A 15,553-nucleotide genomic window follows, 5' to 3' on the forward strand; every position below is an offset into this window, starting at 1 on the left:
GAACGGAGGACGGACGAGATGACGACACGAACGATCGTCGTGGTGGGCGGCACGTCGGGAATCGGCCTGGAGCTCTCGCGCAGCCTGGTCGCGCGCGGCGACCGGGTCGTGCTCACGGGTCGTCATCGCGCGAAGGCCGAGGCGATCGCGGCCGACGTCGGGCCGGGCGCGTCGGGCGTCGCGGTCGACATCTCGGAGCCCGCGACGATCGCCGGCGCGCTCGCCGCGATCGAGGGCCCGGTGCACGGCCTCGTCCTCGCCGCGATCGAGCGCGACGCGAACACGATCCGCGACTACGACATGGTGCGCGCCCAACGACTCATCACGCTGAAGCTCGTGGGCTACACCGAGACGGTGCACACCCTGCTCGACCGGCTGGAGCCGTCGGGCGGCACGGGCATCGTGCTCTTCGGCGGACGTGCGAAGGACATGCCGTATCCCGGCTCGACGACGGTCTCGACGATCAACGGCGGCGTCGAGGGCCTCGTGAACACCCTCGCGCACGAGCTCGCGCCGATCCGCGTGAACGCGCTGCATCCCGGCATCATCGGCGACAGCCCGTTCTGGTCGGCGAAGCCTGCCGGGGTGCTCGACCAGTACCGGACCCGCACGCCGGGCGGCGAGCTCGCGACCATGGCCGACGTGGTGGGCGCGGTGCAGTTCCTGCTCGACAACCGCGGGGTCTCGGGCACGAGCGTCTACGTCGACCGGGGGTGGCGGCTCACCTGACATCGGCGACGGCGATACGTCGCGGATGCCACGGCGGCATCCGCCGGGTCAGTCCCGCGCCAGGCGCCGTCGCGTGATCTCGGCGATGGCCGACCAGTCGGCGTCGTGCAGCTCGGGGTCGGCGAGCGCCTCCTCGAAGACGCCGCGCAGCGCCTCGGCCGTCGGGAGTTCGACGCCGGCCGCCGCGGCGATGTCCTCGGCCAGCCCGAGGTCCTTGAGGCCGAGCGAGATGTCGAAGCCCGCCGGGTGGTACCTGCGGTTCGCGATGATGTCGCCGTAGGAGGTGTAGACGATCCCGGCGAACAGGGTGCTGCGGAGCAGCTCGACGAACTCGTTCGCGTCGACGCCCTCGGACTCGACGAGGGTGAGGGACTCGCCGATGGCCTGCATCGCGTGGATGATGTCGTAGTTCACCGCCGCCTTCACGACGTTCGCCGTGCGCGGGTTCGGGCCGAGCACCCAGACGCGCTTGCCGAGGACGTCGAGGAAGGGTCGCGCCCGCTCGATGTCGTCGGCGTCGCCCGCGACGAGCAGGTTGAGCGCGCCCTCGGCGGCCACGGTCGGGCGCCCGAGCACGGGGGAGGCGAGGTAGTGCACGCCCGCGGCGGTGGCCACGGCGGCGATGCGGTCGGCCGCGTCGGGACTGATCGACGCGGTCATCACGTGCAGCCGGCCGGGGTCGCCGGCGAACGCCTCGGCGGTGAGCACGGACTCGGCCGCCTCGTCGTTGGCGAGCATCGAGAAGGACACCGGCCTCTGCAGGGCCTCTGCCGCGGTGATCGCTGCGGTCGCTCCGGCGGCCACGTGCGGCTCCGTCGCCTCCGGCGACCGGTTCCAGACGAGGACGTCGTGCCCCGCCGCCACGAGCCGGGACACCATCGCGCTCCCCATGTTCCCGAGGCCCAGGAATCCCACTTCCGCCATCGCACGCTCCTCACGCGGTCGGCTCGGCCGTTCAGCCCAGCTTCACTGTAGCGACGCCGTGTCGGCGTCGTCGAAGACCTCGGGATGCTTCGCCAGCGCGAGCCGGGTGCGCCGGATGTGCCCGAGCAGCACGCGCTCGGCGTCGTCGGCGTCGCCGGTCTCGATGGCGTGCACGAGCAGGTGGTGCTCGTGGTGCACGGCTCGTGCCGCGTGCCGGAGGAACAGCCGGGAGTAGACCCGGCGGTACGCCTGGGTGCGATTCCACAGCTGTGCGACGGTGTCGCCGAGCATGAGCGTCTCCGCGCCACGGTAGGTGAGGTCGTGGAACGCGCGGTCGAGGCGCACGAACTCGTCGGCGTCGGCCGCGGACTCCATGGCGTCGGCGAGGTGCGCGAGCTCCGCGGCATCCGCTTCGTCGAGGCCCGGGATGCTCATGCGGATGAGCAGCGGCTCGATGCGCTCGCGCACCCGGTAGAGCTCGTCGCACTCGGCGAGGCTGAGGCGCGACACCCACGCGCCGGTGTTCGCCACGACCGTGACGAGCCCTTCGCCCTCGAGCGCACGGATGGCCTCGCGCACGGGTACACGGCTCGCACCGTACTCCTCGGCGAGCCGCTCCTGCCGGATGCGCGTGCCGGGGGCGAGCACGCCGTCGAGGATGTCGCGGCGCAGCGCGTCGGCGATCCGGCGTCCGGCCGCGCCGTGCGCCGCTGCTCCCGTGTCGTCCGCGATGGGGGTCGCCGTCGCCTGGGTCATGGTGCTCACGCCTCGGGGTGCCCGGGATGCCACAGGACCACCGCGGCATCCGACTCGTAGGCCTTGCCCCGCGGGAAGCTGACGAGCTCGAACTGCATGCCCCACGGCGCGCGGAAGTACACCCAGCGCTGCCCCTCGCTCGCGTTGCGGCTCGCGACGGGTTCGCCCATGACCTCGACGCCGCGCGAGCGCAGGTACTCGACCGCCGCGTCGAGGTCGTCGACGTAGATCGCGAGGTGGTGACCGCCGAGATCGCTGTTGCGCGGCACCGGCTTCTGGCCGTCGGCGGCCTCGTACCGGAACACCTCGAGGTTGGTGCCGTGGCCGAGTCGGTAGAAGCGCAGCTCGCGCATGACGGTGCGGGGGTGCACGCCGAGCTGCTCCTGCATCCAGTCGTCGTCGCGCTGGAACGGCCCGAGCGTGTACACGTACTGGGCGCCGAGCACGTCGACGAGGAACTCGTGCGCCTCCTCGAGGTCGGGCACCGTGATGCCGAGGTGGTCGGCGCCTCGCATTCCGGGCAGTGGCATGGTCGCATCCTCGCGTTCCGGTCTCCCGCGTCGGTCGAGCCGGTCGCGGGTCGTATTGGATCCAGTATCACGCTGGAAGCCATCGAACGCGAGCAGAAGGGGTCGAATCCATTGAGATTGGATGCAACGGGGCCTATGCTGGCGGCACGTGACGCCCGCGTCGGAGCGGCGCCGCGCGCCCCGTCGACGGAGAGGAGGGCGTGATGCCCAGCCGCGAGCCCCTCGCCCCCGGCGCCCCGTGGATCGAGTTGCGCTCGACCGAGGAGGACTGGCGGGCCGCCGATCCCGCGCTGCTCACGGGCATGCTCGCCGAGCTGCACCTCATCCGCGCGTTCGAAGAGGCGGTGCTCGACCTGGCCGGGGCGGGCCTCGTGCACGGGCCGGCGCACTCGAGCATCGGGCAGGAGGGCGGCGCGGTCGGCTCGATCATCGGGCTGCGATCGACGGATGCCGTGAACGGCTCGCACCGTGGTCACCACCAGTTCCTCGCGAAGGCGCTCACGCACGTCACGGGCGGGCGCTTCGCGATCGACGCGGTCGTCACGCCCGACGTCGCCGAGGTGCTCCGGCGCACGCTCGCCGAGATCCTCGGGCTGGCGCAGGGGTACTGCCGCGGACGCGGCGGATCGATGCACCTGCAGTGGCTCGAGGCGGGCGCGCTCGGCACGAACGCCATCGTCGGCGGCGGCGTACCCGGTGCGGCGGGCAGCGCATGGGCGCAACGGCACTCCGGCACGAGCGACGCGACCTTCACCTACTTCGGCGACGGCGCGGTGAACATCGGCTCGGTACTCGAGACGATGAACCTCGCATCGGCCTGGGACCTCCCGCTCGCGTTCTTCATCGAGAACAACCTCTACGCCGTCGCGACGCGCATCGACGAGGTGACGCGCGAGCGGCGGCTGTCGGCGCGCGGCCTCGGATTCGCGACGCCGGCCTGGCGCGTCGACGGCATGGACCCGCTCGCCGTGCACCTCGCCACCGCCGAGGCGCTCGACCTGCTCCGCACCGGCGGCGGCCCGGTCGTGATCGAGGCCGAGGTGTACCGGTACTTCCACCAGAACGGACCCTTCCCCGGCAGCGCGTTCGGCTACCGCACGAAGGACGAGGAGCAGTCGTGGCGCGACCGCGACCCGATCGCGCGGCTCGAACGAGAGCTCCGCGAGCTTGGGCACGTCGGCGACGCCGAGGCGGCATCCGTGCGCGAGCAGGCCGTGCAGGCGATGCGCGAGACGGTCGCCCAGCTGGTCGAGGACGACCCCGAGACCGAGGGGCAGCGTCGCATCGTCCCGGCGCTGTGGCCCGATCCGTCGTTCGTCGACGTCGGCATCCGGGGCGATGCGAGCGAGCTCGCGGGGGCGCGCGTGGCCGACCCCGCGGCATCCGCCGAGCCGGGCACCGAGGCGGGGGCGCGCGCCGACGAGGAGACCCGCTTCGTCGACGCCATCGCCGCCGTGCTCGACCGGCGCATGTCGCTGGACGAGCGCATCGTCGTGCTCGGCGAGGACATCCACCGGCTCGCGGGCGGCACGAACGGCGCGACCAAGGGGCTCGCCGCCGCCTACCCGGGTCGCGTGCTCGGCACCCCCATCAGCGAGAACGCGTTCGCAGGGCTCGCGGGCGGGCTCGCGCTCGACGGGCGGTTCCGCCCGATCGTCGAGTTCATGTACGCGGACTTCACATGGGTCGCGGCCGACCAGGTGTTCAACCAGATCGGCAAGGCGCGGCACATGTTCGGCGGCGACAACCCCATCCCGCTCGTGCTGCGCACGAAGGTCGCGATGGGATCGGGCTACGGCTCCCAGCACCTCATGGACCCGGCCGGCGTCTTCTCGACGAGCCCCGGCTGGCGCATCGTCGCGCCGTCGACCGCCGCCGACTACGTCGGGCTCATGAACGCGGCGCTCGCGCTCGACGACCCCGTGCTCGTCATCGAGCACGTCGACCTCTACGCGCGTCGCGATCCCGTGCCGGTGGGAGACCTCGACTACGTGCTGCCGCCCGGTCGCGCGGCGATCCGTCGCGAGGGCGCCGAGGTCACGGTCCTCAGCTACCTCTCGATGGTGGGCCACTGCCTCGAGGCGATCGAGGAGTCGGGCGTCGACGCCGAGCTCGTCGACCTTCGCTGGCTCGATTTCGCCTCCCTCGACTGGGACACGATCGGCGCGAGCATCCGCAAGACGAACAACGTGCTCATCGTCGAGCAGGGCGCCCGAGGCACGTCGTACGGCGGCCGGCTCGCCGACGAGCTGCAGCGCCGGTTCTTCGACTGGCTCGACCAGCCCGTCGAGCGCGTGACGGGCGGCGAGGCGAGCCCGAGCATCTCGAAGGTGCTCGAGCGCGCCGCGATCGCCCGCACCGAGGAGGTCGTGGCCGGCCTCGAGCGCATCCGCGTCGGCCGGGGCGGTGCCTGATGGCCATCGTCGTCCGGATGCCGGCGGTCATGGCCGGCGCGACCGAGGCGTCGCTGCAGTCCTGGCTCGTCGCGCCCGGCGACGACGTGGCGCTCGGCCAGCCCGTCGCCGAGATCGAGACCGAGAAGGCCGTGGTGGAGTACGGCGCCGAGGACGCAGGGACCGTCGCAGCGCTGCTCGTCGGCGCGGGCGATGCGGTGGCGGTCGGGTCGCCGATCCTCGTGCTCGCCGAGGCGGGGGAGTCGACCGACGACGCGCGGCGCGCGGCGGACGCCGAAGCCGTCGCGGCGACGGCCGGGTCAGGGGTGACGGATGCCCCGGCCCCTGTGCCCGCGCCGGCGGATCCGGAGTCGGGGGCGCCCGTGCTCGAGGACGCGCCCGCGCCGCCTCCGGCCGAGACGACGGATGCCGCGGCCGAGCCGACCGCCGAGCCCGTGTCCGCCGAGGAGCCGCCGACGGGCCGCCGCTTCATGAGCCCCCTCGTCCGCCGCCTCGCCCGCGAGCACCGCCTCGACCTCGCCGATGTCTCGGGCAGCGGGCCCGGTGGACGCATCGTGCGCCGCGACGTCGACGCGCTGATGGCGGAGGCGAGCGCGGCGTCGGCCACCGCGGCGGAGCAGCCGGGCGCGGAGGCCGGCATCGCGGCATCCGCTCGCCCCGTGAGCGCACGGGCCGGAGCCGGCTTCACCGACGAGCCGCTCACGCCAATGCGCCGGGCCATCGCCCGGCGGCTCACCGAGAGCGTCACGACCGTGCCCCACTTCGAGGTGCGCGCCGACTGCCGCGTCGATGCGCTGCTGCGCCTGCGGGCCGACCTGCTCGAGCAGACCGGGGAGCGCATCTCGCTCAACGACTTCGTCGTGAAGGCCGTGGCGATGGCGCTGCGGGAGGTGCCCGAGGCGAACGCGATCTTCCTGGGCGACGCCATCCGGCGCTTCGACGGCGTCGACGTCGCGATCGCCGTCGCCCTCGACGACGGCCTCATCGCACCCGTCGTGCGCGGCGTCGACCGGATGCCGCTCACCGACCTCGCCCGCGCGACCCGCGACCTCGCGGACCGCGCCCGATCGGGTCATCTCCGTCCGGCCGAGCTCTCGGGCGGCGCCTTCTCGGTGTCCAACCTCGGCATGTACGGCACCACGGAGTTCACGGCGATCATCGACCCGCCGCGCTCCGGCATCCTGGCGGTCGGCGCCGCGACGCCGCGACCCGTGGTCGTCGACGGCGAGCTCGTCGCGGCGACCGGGATGACCGTGACCCTCTCGGCCGACCACCGCGTGCTCGACGGCGCCGTGGGCGCGCGCTGGCTCGCCGCGTTCACCGCGCTCGTCGAGCACCCGCTCCGGCTGCTCGTCTGACGGCGCTGCGCCGGCCCGGGCCCGCGCAGGGCGAGGAACGGCGCCGAAGCCGCTCAGACCTTGAGCCGCCAGTCCTCCTCGTCGTCGGGGTCGACGACGGCGATGGCGGACGTGTCGGGCGCGACGACGTCGATGGCGGTCGTCGAGCCGGTGGGCGGACCGATCACGGTCGCCTCGTCGCGTCGGTGCCGAAGCACGGTGTTCACGTACGACGACACCGCCTCGGCGAGCGGAATGTCGTGCCCGGCCTGCTGCGCCATGAACCAGCGGTGCTCGAGCAGCTGGTGGAAGACCTCGGCGGGCTCGAGCTTGCCGCGCAGCTCCACTGGGATCGCGCGCACGACGGGCTCGAACACGCGCATGAGCCATTCGTGCGCGACCATCTCCTCGTCGAGGTCGCCCTTGCCGTAGGCCGCCCGGTAGGAGTCGAGGTCGTTGAGCAGGCGCCGGGCCTGGTTCTCGCCGGCGTCGAGACCGGTGAGCCGCAGCAGGCGCCGCTGATGGTGCCCGGCGTCGACGACCTTCGGCTGGATGCGCACGGTCGTGCCCGTGTCGTCGGTGCGGATCGCGAGCTCCTCGATGTCGAACCCGAGGTCGTTGAGCCGGTTGACGCGCTCGTTGATGCGCCACCGCTCCGCCGACGAGAACGACTCCGAGCCGGTGAGCTCCTTCCAGAGGCTGCGGTACGCCTCGACGATGCCGTTCGAGATGCGCACCGGGTCGAGCTCGTCGGCCACGCGGCCGCCCGCCTCGAGGTCGAGCAGCTCGCCGGCGATGTTCACCCGTGCGATCTCGAGGTCGTTCTCACGCTGGCCGTTCGAGAGGCCGCCCTCGTAGAGCTTGCCGGTCTCGGCATCGACGAGGTACGCGGCGAACGCGCCGGCGTCACGTCGGAACAGCGTGTTCGAGAGCGACACGTCGCCCCAGAAGAACCCCACGATGTGCAGGCGCACGAGGAGCACGGCGAGCGCGTCGACGAGGCGCGTCGCGGTGTCGGGGCGCAGCGTCTGGGAGAAGAGTGCGCGATAGGGGAGTGAGAAGCGCAGGTGCCGGGTGACCAGCACGGGCTTCAGCTCCTCGCCCTCGACGTCGGAGCGGTTCGTGATCACCGCGACCGGGTCGACGCACGGGATCTCGAGCCGCTGCAGCATCCGCAGCATCTCGTACTCGCCCTTGGCCATCTCGGCCGTGGTCTCCTTGATCGCCACGACGTGCCCCGCCAGGTGGGCGAAGCGCACGAGGTGCCGGGAGATGCCCTTGGGCAGCGCGGCGATCGCGTCGCTCGGCCACGACTCCAGCGGCAGGTCCCACGGGAGGTCGAGCAGGGCGGGGTCGGCCATGGCCGACGTGATCGAAAGTGAACCGCTCATCGTCGTTCAGCGTAGCCGCGCATCAGCGAAGACGCAGGCGACGGATGCACCTGGCCCGCGCCGGCGCGGGAACGGCGATGCCGGCCGGGGCGAACCCCGACCGGCATCCTCCGTGCGATGTCGTGCGTCAGCTGACCACGGCCTTGTTTCCGAGGCGCTCGCCCGTCTCGGCGTCGAAGAGGTGCACGTGGTTCGGCGTGGCCGTGAGGTACACCTTCTCGCCCGCGTTCGGGTGGTTGCGGCCGTCGACGCGCGCGACGATGTCGGTGCGCTTGCCCTCCACGACCGAGTGGCCGTAGAGGTAGCCGTCGGCGCCGAGCTCCTCGACGAGGTCGACGTCGACCGCCAGGCCTTCGCCCTCGTGGGGGGAGACGGTGATGTCCTCGGGACGCACGCCGATGGTGGCGAGCGCGCTCGAGGCCTCGGAGAGGACGTCGCGGTCGACCGGGACCGTCGCGGTGCCGAACTTGACGCCGCCATCGACGAGGTCGGCGTGGAACAGGTTCATGGCCGGCGAGCCGATGAAGCCGGCGACGAACACGTTCTGCGGCTTCTCGTAGAGGTCGCGCGGGGTGCCGACCTGCTGCAGGAGGCCGTCCTTGAGCACCGCGATGCGGTCGCCCATGGTGAGCGCCTCGGTCTGGTCGTGCGTGACGTAGACCGTGGTGACGCCGAGGCGGCGCTGCAGCGAGGCGATCTGGGTGCGGGTCTGGACGCGGAGCTTGGCGTCGAGGTTCGACAGCGGCTCGTCCATGAGGAACACCTGCGGCTGGCGCACGATCGCGCGGCCCATGGCGACGCGCTGGCGCTGGCCGCCGGAGAGGGCCTTCGGCTTGCGGCTGAGGTAGGGCTCGAGGTCGAGCAGCTTCGCGGCCTCGAGGACCCGAGCGGCGCGCTCCTCCTTGCCGACGCCCGCGATCTTGAGCGCGAAGCCCATGTTCTCGGCGACGGTCATGTGCGGGTACAGCGCGTAGTTCTGGAAGACCATGGCGATGTCGCGGTCCTTCGGCGGCACATCGGTGACGTTGCGGTCGCCGATGAAGATGTTGCCCTCGTTCACCTCTTCGAGGCCCGCGAGCATGCGGAGCGAGGTGGACTTGCCGCAACCCGAGGGGCCGACGAGGACGAGGAACTCGCCGTCTGCGATGTCGAGGTCGAGCTTGTCGACCGCGGGGCGGGTGCCACCGGGATAGAGCCGGGTGGCCTTGTCGAACGTGACGGTTGCCATGGTTCTGCTTCTCCTTCACCGGCAGGTACGTGCCGGACGATCCGTAGTGAATGGATGAGTGCGTCGTCGGTGACGCCCGCTCAGTATCGCATACGCGCAGGCGCGGTCCGAATCGGGGTCGGGCGGCCAGGGTCCGGTCCGGCGCGCGACGGAGGTGCCCGGCATGGGGCGGACTCCCATGTCGGACGCGGCCCGCACGCGGCATCCGCTTGGGTGATTCCCAGACACGCTTCCTACTATCGTGGGTGCGTTCGCATGCATTCGCGCGCGCCCACACAGCGACCGGAGTTGACCACCTGATGACCTACGGCGGATCCATCCAGCCACGCCAGACCCGAAACGAACGCAGGGAAGCGGCACGGGAGAAGGCCCGGATCCTCCGGGAACAGCAGAAGAAGCGCGAGCGTCGCAACCGGGCGCTCCTGATCACGGGCGTCACCGTCGTCGTCGCGCTGATCGCCGCGGTCATCATCGGCATCGTCGTCCAGAACACGAAGCCCGCGGGCCCCGGCCCGCAGAACATGGCCAGCGACGGCATCGTGCTGACCGCCGGCGAGGACGGCTCCATCGTGGCCGTCGAGACGCCCGCGCTCGATGCCGGAGAGGACCCCACGCCGACCGTTCCCGACGAGAGCGGCGAGGTCGCCAACATCGTCATGTACATCGACTACCTGTGCCCGTTCTGCGGACAGTTCGAGGCGACGAACTCCGACTCGATCCGCACGATGGTCGAGTCGGGCGCGGCCACCCTCGAGGTGCACCCCATCGCGATCCTCACGAACAAGTCGGCCGGCACCCAGTACTCGCTGCGCGCGGCCAACGCCGCCGCGTGCGTCGCGGACTCGTCGCCCGACTCGTTCTTCGACTTCAACGCGATCCTGTTCGAGAACCAGCCCGAGGAGGGCACGTCGGGCCTCACGAACGACGAGCTGAAGTCGCTCGCCGACGAGGCCGGCGTCTCGAGCCTCTCGACGATCGAGCAGTGCATCGACGACGTGCAGTTCAAGTCGTGGGTGCAGGACGCCACGAACCGCGCCCTCACCGAGCCGATCCCGAACACCGACCCCGAGCTGCCGTCGGTCACCGGCACGCCGACGGTGCTCGTGAACGGCCAGCAGTACGGCGGCTCGCTCGAGGACCCGCAGGAGTTCCAGGCGTTCGTGCTCCAGGCCACGAGCGCGACCTTCAACGACTCCGGCGCGACGCCCACGCCGACCCCGACGCCCGCACCGCAGTAGGCGTTCGCGGTCACCGACGCGCGACGAGGGCCCGGCCACGTGCCGGGCCTTCGTGCTGCCGATAGGATGTCGTGAGGCACCGCCGCCCGCCGGCTTGGCGCAATTGGTAGCGCACCGCTCTTGTAAAGCGGTGGTTGCGGGTTCGAGTCCCGCAGCCGGCTCTTGACCGAGAATCCCAGCACGGATGCCGCGGCCCCGGCCGCCCCGTCCGAGCACCAGCACCGCCATGCCCACGTGGAGCGCACCCGCCTCCCGATGTGGCTCGCGATCATGTTCGCGCTCGCCTGCGGCGCGCTGACCGCGCTGCAGTCGCGCATCAACGGGCAGCTCGCGCACGCGATCGACGACCCCTTCACCGCCGCCGCGATCTCGTTCGGCAGCGGGCTCGCCATCCTGCTCGTCGTGCTCGCCGTCTGGCGCCCGGGCCGCCTGGGCTTCGGCCGCGTGGCGCAGGCCCTCCGCGAACGACGGCTCGCGTGGTGGATGGTGCTCGGCGGTCTCGCCGGCGCCTGGTTCGTGATCACGCAGGGCCTCTCCGCCGGCGTCGTGGGCGTCGCGCTCTTCACGGTGGCGATCGTCGCCGGGCAGACCCTCGGCGGCATCGTGTTCGACCTCGTCGGCCTCGGTCCGGGCGGGCGACGCCCGGTCACGCCCACGCGCGTGATCGGCGCCGTGCTCGCGCTCGCCGCGATCGGCTGGACGGTGTCGGCGCAGCTCGCGCACGACGTGCCGATCCTCCTGATGCTCCTGCCGTTCGTCGCCGGCATCGGCGCGGCCTGGCAGCAGGCGGTCAACGGCCGGGTGCGCAGCGCCGCCGAGAGCGCCCTCACCGCCACGGTGTTCAACTTCGCCGTGGGCACCACGGCGCTCGTGGTCGTGATGCTCGTGCACGCGGCATCCGCCGGCTGGCCCGAGGCGATGCCCACCGAGTGGTGGCTCTATGCGGGCGGTGCCATCGGCTGCGTCTTCATCGCCGGGCAGGCCGTGCTCGTGCGCATCGTCGGCGTGCTCGTGCTCGCGCTGTGCGGCGTCGCAGGACAGCTCGCGGCGGCCCTCTCCCTCGACCTGCTGCTGCCCACGGCCGACCGGCCGGTCGACGTCGCCACCGTCGGCGGCACGGTGCTCGCCCTCGTCGCGGTCGTCATCGCGAGCCTCGGCTGGACGCGTCGCCGGCACGCGATCCCGCCGCCCCCGCGCACGGGCGCGGTCCCGGTCGTCGGCAGCGACGAGTCGGGCCGCTAGACGAGCACCGTGAGCCGGCTCGCCGCGATGCGGTCGCTCCGGCGCTCGGAGCGGCGACCGTCGGGCAGGCCGCCGACGTAGAGCCAGCCGAGCAGGTGCTCGTTCGCGGCGAGGCCGTGCACCTCGGCGACGAGCGGATGCCGCGTGAACGGGCCCGTGCGCCACATCACGCCCCAGCCGGCCTCGTCGAGCAGCAGGCTGAGCACGTGGGCGACGCCCGCCGCCGACGCCTCCTGCTCCCACACGGGGACCTTCTCGTGGTCGGGGATCGTGACCGCGACGACCGCGAGCAGCAGCGGTGCCCGCAGCGGCTTGCCCGCGGGCTTCGCGGCGGCGTCGCCCTCCGCGCCCGCTGCGGCGGCGAGCGCGGCTCCCAGCCGTTCCCGCGCGGCGCCGCGCAGCGCGACGACGCGCCACGGCCGCAGCGACGCATGGTCGGCGACGCGCGACGCGGCCTCGAGCAGCTCGAGCAGGGCCGCGTCGTCGGGTGCGGCATCCGTCACCTTCGAGGCGGAGCGCCGAGTGAGCGCCGCCTCGAGCGCGGAGCCCACGCCTAGGACTCCGGGGTGAAGTCGAGGGCGATCGAGTTCATGCAGTAGCGGTCGCCCGTGGGCGTGCCGAAGCCGTCGGGGAACACGTGGCCGAGGTGCGAGCCGCAGTTCGCGCAGCGCACCTCGGTGCGCACCATGCCGAGCGACGTGTCCACGATGAGCTCGACGGCCTCGGGGCGCACGGACTCGTAGAAGCTCGGCCACCCGCAGCCCGAGTCGAACTTGGTGCCGCTCTTGAAGAGCTCGGCGCCGCACGCCGCGCAGGCGTAGACGCCGGCGCGCTCCTCGTCGAGCAGTTCGCCGGTCCACGGACGCTCGGTCGCCGCCTGGCGCAGCACCGCGTACTGCTCGCCGCCGAGCTCGGCGCGCCACTCCTCGTCGCTCTTCTCCACGCGATACGCCACGGGCGCTCCTTCCGATCGGGTGCCGTGATGGCCGGCATCCATGGTCGCAGGTCTTCCTGCAAGCGGGTGCAACGCGCGACGGATGCCCCGTGTTCCGGGCGTCGGCGACGCACACGCCGCGCCGCTCGGCGGACACCCGGCGACGGGTCCCTAGGATGTGCAGCAGGCGGCGACGGTCCGCCGGGACGGGAGGACGCATGAGCGCCGAGCGCGTGCCCGCCCCCGACGACGGGACCGGACTCGACGAGCGCGCGAGACGCGTGCTCGCGTTCGAGGGCCGGGCGTGGCAGCAGGCCGGGCTCAAGGCGGAGGCGATCCGCGAGGAGTTCGGGATCTCGGCCGCCCGTTACTATCGGATCCTCGGCGAGCTCATCGATTCGCCTGCGGCGCTCCGGCACGACCCCATGCTGATCAAGCGCCTGCAGCGGATGCGCGAGGCGCGCGCGGCGACGCGCGCGCGTCGCTCGCTCTCGATCGGCCGACCGCTCGACTGAGCGACGGCCCCGACCCCCGACTGGACCCCATGGCGCAGAAGTTCCCTCGCGATCGATTCGACTCCATCCCGCACGGCATCGAGCGAGTCGGGGCCCATCGTGCGCCGGCACGTCGCGGTGCGCGCTGGGTGGCGTTCGGCTGGGCCGCGCTCGCGACGGTCGTGCTCGTCGCCGTGGGGATCGGCGCCGTGATCGTGTTCAACGACCGCCTGAACTTCGGCGACGCGGGCGTGGCCACGCCGACGCCGACGCCCGTCGTGACGGCGGCACCGACCGTCGCGCCCGACATCCCGGTGACCGTCCTGAACGGCACCACGACGACGGGTCTCGCGGCGCGGGCCGCCGAGATGCTCACCGCGGCCGGCATCCCCGTCGGCACCACCGCGAACGCGAGCGAGCAGGACCTCGCCGAGACGGTCGTCTACTATGCGACGCCCGACCTCGAGGGCGCCGCGCGGGGCGTCGCCGCCGCGATCCCCGAGGCCGACGTTCGCCTCGACGCGAAGTTCGCCGAGGTGGGCACTCCGCTCGTGCTCGTGGTGGGATCCGACTACGCAGCGGCCACCGGCGGTTGATCGCGACCGAATCGTTGCCATTCTGCGACATTTCCTTGCGTCCGGCCTCTTGTGCCGCGACGTCACGTCGTTAGTATCTGGAATTGGTCGCTCTATCCCGTGTGAAACGCCCGGTGCCGAACGAGGTGCCTCGTCAGCACGAACGAGGGGGCCCGGTACAGGCGACAGGCACGTGCTGATCGACACACAGCAACATGGGAGCAACGCATGGCGAACGGAACCGTCAAGTGGTTCAACGCTGAAAAGGGATACGGGTTCATCACGGTCGACGGCGGGGGCCAGGACGTGTTCGTCCACTACTCCGCGATCGACATGGCGGGCTACAAGGTCCTCGAAGAGGGCCAGCAGGTCGTCTTCGAGGTCGGCACGGGCGCCAAGGGCCCCCAGGCCGAGGCCGTCCGCCCCGCCTGATCCACGAGCTTGGACGCGCCGCCGGTTCGCCGGCGGCGCGTTCGTGCATCCGGGGGGCGGATGCCGCGTGCATCCGTGTGCCCGGTTCTGGGGGTGCGCCGGAGCCGACCATCGGTGCGCCGCACCTCCCGGGGGTATTCCTCCGTGGCTAGCATGGCGCCATGGCACGGCGTGCCCGCCCGGTCCTGGGGCGGAAGGGTGTGTCGCTGGCCGCCGTCGCGGCATCGGCGCTCCTCCTGTGCGCCTGCGACGCGGCATCCGCCGACCTGATCCCGACCGCGACGCCGACCCACGAGGCGCGGCCCGCGGTCGAGGCCGCACCCGTCGGGATCGCGTTCGCCCCGCTGCGCGGCACGCCCGCGGACGCCGCCGCGCTGCGGCATCCGTCGCTCGCCGTGAAGATCGACAACCACTGGGACGCGCGCCCGCAGATCGCGTTGAACCGCACCGACCTCGTCTACGAGGAGCTCGTCGAGGGCGGGCTGACCCGGTACGTCGCGGTCTGGCACTCCGACGTGCCCGACCAGGTGGGCCCGGTTCGTTCCGTGCGCCCGATGGACCCGCTCATCGCGGGCCCGCTCGGGGGCATCATCGCGTACTCGGGCGGGCAGCAGTACTTCGTCGACCTCATGCACGCGACGCCGCTGCTCAACGTCGTCGCCGACGAGGACGACGGGACGCTGTTCGAGCGCGCGGACGACCGGCCCGGTCCGCACGACCTCGTCCTCGCTGCGGCCGACGTCGTCGCCGCGAACGCCGGGCTCGCGCCCCCGCCCGTGCAGTTCGCCTACGGCACGGCCGACCCGCTCGCCGCGCCGTCGCTCGCCGCGACGCCGACCTCGCGCATCGAGCTGGTGTTCTCGGATACGAGCAGCCCCTCGTGGGAGTGGGACCCGACGACGTACGCGTGGCTCCGCTCGCAGGACGGCACGCCCGACCTCGAGGCGTCGGGGGAGCGCATCCGGGCGACGAACGTGGTGACCCTGCGCGTCGCGATCGAGTGGCCCTATGAAGAGGTGCCGCTCACGGCGCTCACCGGCACGGGGGAGGCGTGGGTGTCGGTCGGCGGGCGGACCGCGCACGGCACGTGGACGAAGCCCGACGCCGGCGCGCCGATCACGCTCACGGCCGACGACGGCTCCACGCTCCGGCTCGCGCCCGGCAACACGTGGATCGAGCTCGTGCCGAACGAGGGGTCGGCGGCGTTCGCGCCCTGATCCACATTGCGCCGTCCTGATCCGACGACGGATGCCGCGACGTGGCGTCGCGCACGGCCGCGAGCCGCGTCGCGCCCGGCCGCAACGCCGTCACGCGCACGGCGAACACGGC

Annotated in this window: 16 protein-coding genes, 1 tRNA gene and 1 pseudogene; 10 read left to right on the top strand and 8 right to left on the bottom strand. The window is 72.5% G+C overall.

Going from position 1 to position 15,553, the window contains the following annotated elements; translation table 11 throughout:
• The first annotated feature begins 18 nt into the window (after nt 1–18).
• Nucleotides 19–729: an SDR family NAD(P)-dependent oxidoreductase gene (locus tag ACWEOH_RS13470; RefSeq protein WP_452031658.1), complete on the top strand. Its 711-nt coding sequence runs from the start codon at nt 19–21 to the stop codon at nt 727–729.
• Between the two features lie 48 nt (nt 730–777).
• Here the strand turns inward: ACWEOH_RS13470 and ACWEOH_RS13475 are convergent, their stop codons facing one another.
• From ACWEOH_RS13475 to ACWEOH_RS13490, 4 genes and pseudogenes are all read right to left on the bottom strand, one after another.
• Entirely contained in the window at nt 778–1,188 is a 411-nt protein-coding gene (locus ACWEOH_RS13475) for an NAD-binding protein (RefSeq protein WP_452031941.1), read from the bottom strand.
• Nucleotides 1,189–1,197: 9 nt separating this feature from the next.
• Nucleotides 1,198–1,680 (bottom strand): annotated as a pseudogene (locus ACWEOH_RS13480) (NAD(P)-dependent oxidoreductase); the annotation flags it as partial.
• A gap of 15 nt (nt 1,681–1,695) precedes the next feature.
• A complete protein-coding gene (locus ACWEOH_RS13485; protein ID WP_452031660.1) occupies nt 1,696–2,409 on the bottom strand; it encodes a GntR family transcriptional regulator in 714 nt (237 codons plus the stop codon).
• Between the two features lie 5 nt (nt 2,410–2,414).
• The gene (locus tag ACWEOH_RS13490; RefSeq protein ID WP_452031662.1) at nt 2,415–2,939 is read right to left on the bottom strand and encodes a VOC family protein; all 525 of its coding nucleotides are present in this window, start codon (nt 2,937–2,939) and stop codon (nt 2,415–2,417) included.
• 203 nt (nt 2,940–3,142) lie between these two features.
• On the opposite strand from ACWEOH_RS13490, the gene ACWEOH_RS13495 reads away from it, so the two are divergent.
• Together ACWEOH_RS13495 and ACWEOH_RS13500 are read left to right on the top strand one after the other, a co-directional pair.
• Nucleotides 3,143–5,353 (top strand): alpha-ketoacid dehydrogenase subunit alpha/beta, encoded by a 2,211-nt coding sequence (locus ACWEOH_RS13495; RefSeq protein ID WP_452031664.1) that lies wholly within the window; start codon nt 3,143–3,145, stop codon nt 5,351–5,353.
• Complete coding sequence (locus ACWEOH_RS13500; RefSeq protein ID WP_452031666.1) at nt 5,353–6,711, top strand: dihydrolipoamide acetyltransferase family protein; 1,359 nt, start codon at nt 5,353–5,355, stop codon at nt 6,709–6,711. Before ACWEOH_RS13495 ends, ACWEOH_RS13500 begins: the two co-directional genes overlap by 1 nt.
• A 53-nt stretch (nt 6,712–6,764) precedes the next feature.
• Here ACWEOH_RS13500 and ACWEOH_RS13505 read toward each other — a convergent pair whose 3' ends face one another.
• On the bottom strand, nt 6,765–8,081 hold the full coding sequence (locus ACWEOH_RS13505) for a DUF4032 domain-containing protein (protein WP_452031668.1): 1,317 nt from the start codon (nt 8,079–8,081) through the stop codon (nt 6,765–6,767).
• A 127-nt stretch (nt 8,082–8,208) separates the two neighbouring features.
• Nucleotides 8,209–9,309: an ABC transporter ATP-binding protein gene (locus ACWEOH_RS13510; RefSeq protein WP_452031670.1), complete on the bottom strand. Its 1,101-nt coding sequence runs from the start codon at nt 9,307–9,309 to the stop codon at nt 8,209–8,211.
• A 299-nt stretch (nt 9,310–9,608) separates the two neighbouring features.
• Here ACWEOH_RS13510 and ACWEOH_RS13515 point away from each other — a divergent pair, with 299 nt between their 5' ends.
• The 3 genes from ACWEOH_RS13515 (at nt 9,609) to ACWEOH_RS13525 (ending at nt 11,789) form a co-directional block, all read left to right on the top strand.
• The gene (locus ACWEOH_RS13515) at nt 9,609–10,547 is read left to right on the top strand and encodes a DsbA family protein (RefSeq protein WP_452031671.1); all 939 of its coding nucleotides are present in this window, start codon (nt 9,609–9,611) and stop codon (nt 10,545–10,547) included.
• An 88-nt stretch (nt 10,548–10,635) separates the two neighbouring features.
• Nucleotides 10,636–10,708 (top strand) — tRNA-Thr (locus ACWEOH_RS13520).
• 1 nt (nt 10,709) lies between these two features.
• Nucleotides 10,710–11,789, top strand: a complete 1,080-nt coding sequence (locus ACWEOH_RS13525; RefSeq protein WP_452031673.1) for a DMT family transporter — start codon at nt 10,710–10,712, stop codon at nt 11,787–11,789.
• Here ACWEOH_RS13525 and ACWEOH_RS13530 read toward each other — a convergent pair.
• Both ACWEOH_RS13530 and msrB read right to left on the bottom strand, forming a co-directional pair.
• On the bottom strand, nt 11,786–12,340 hold the full coding sequence (locus ACWEOH_RS13530; RefSeq protein ID WP_452031675.1) for a nitroreductase family protein: 555 nt from the start codon (nt 12,338–12,340) through the stop codon (nt 11,786–11,788). The genes ACWEOH_RS13525 and ACWEOH_RS13530 overlap by 4 nt on opposite strands.
• Before the next feature lie 2 nt (nt 12,341–12,342).
• Entirely contained in the window at nt 12,343–12,744 is a 402-nt protein-coding gene (gene msrB / locus ACWEOH_RS13535; protein WP_452031677.1) for a peptide-methionine (R)-S-oxide reductase MsrB, read from the bottom strand.
• Between the two features lie 197 nt (nt 12,745–12,941).
• On the opposite strand from msrB, the gene ACWEOH_RS13540 reads away from it, so the two are divergent.
• From ACWEOH_RS13540 to ACWEOH_RS13555, 4 genes are all read left to right on the top strand, one after another.
• Nucleotides 12,942–13,238 carry a DUF3263 domain-containing protein gene (locus tag ACWEOH_RS13540; protein WP_148733969.1) on the top strand — a complete coding sequence of 99 codons (297 nt, stop codon included), beginning with the start codon at nt 12,942–12,944 and terminating at the stop codon, nt 13,236–13,238.
• Nucleotides 13,239–13,267: 29 nt separating this feature from the next.
• Nucleotides 13,268–13,813, top strand: a complete 546-nt coding sequence (locus ACWEOH_RS13545; protein ID WP_452031679.1) for a LytR C-terminal domain-containing protein — start codon at nt 13,268–13,270, stop codon at nt 13,811–13,813.
• A gap of 207 nt (nt 13,814–14,020) precedes the next feature.
• A complete protein-coding gene (locus ACWEOH_RS13550) occupies nt 14,021–14,224 on the top strand; it encodes a cold-shock protein (protein ID WP_148733971.1) in 204 nt (67 codons plus the stop codon).
• 161 nt (nt 14,225–14,385) lie between these two features.
• Complete coding sequence (locus ACWEOH_RS13555) at nt 14,386–15,441, top strand: DUF3048 domain-containing protein (protein WP_452031681.1); 1,056 nt, start codon at nt 14,386–14,388, stop codon at nt 15,439–15,441.
• Nucleotides 15,442–15,553 lie beyond the last annotated feature (112 nt).

Source organism: Agromyces sp. NPDC004153, from assembly GCF_053603635.1.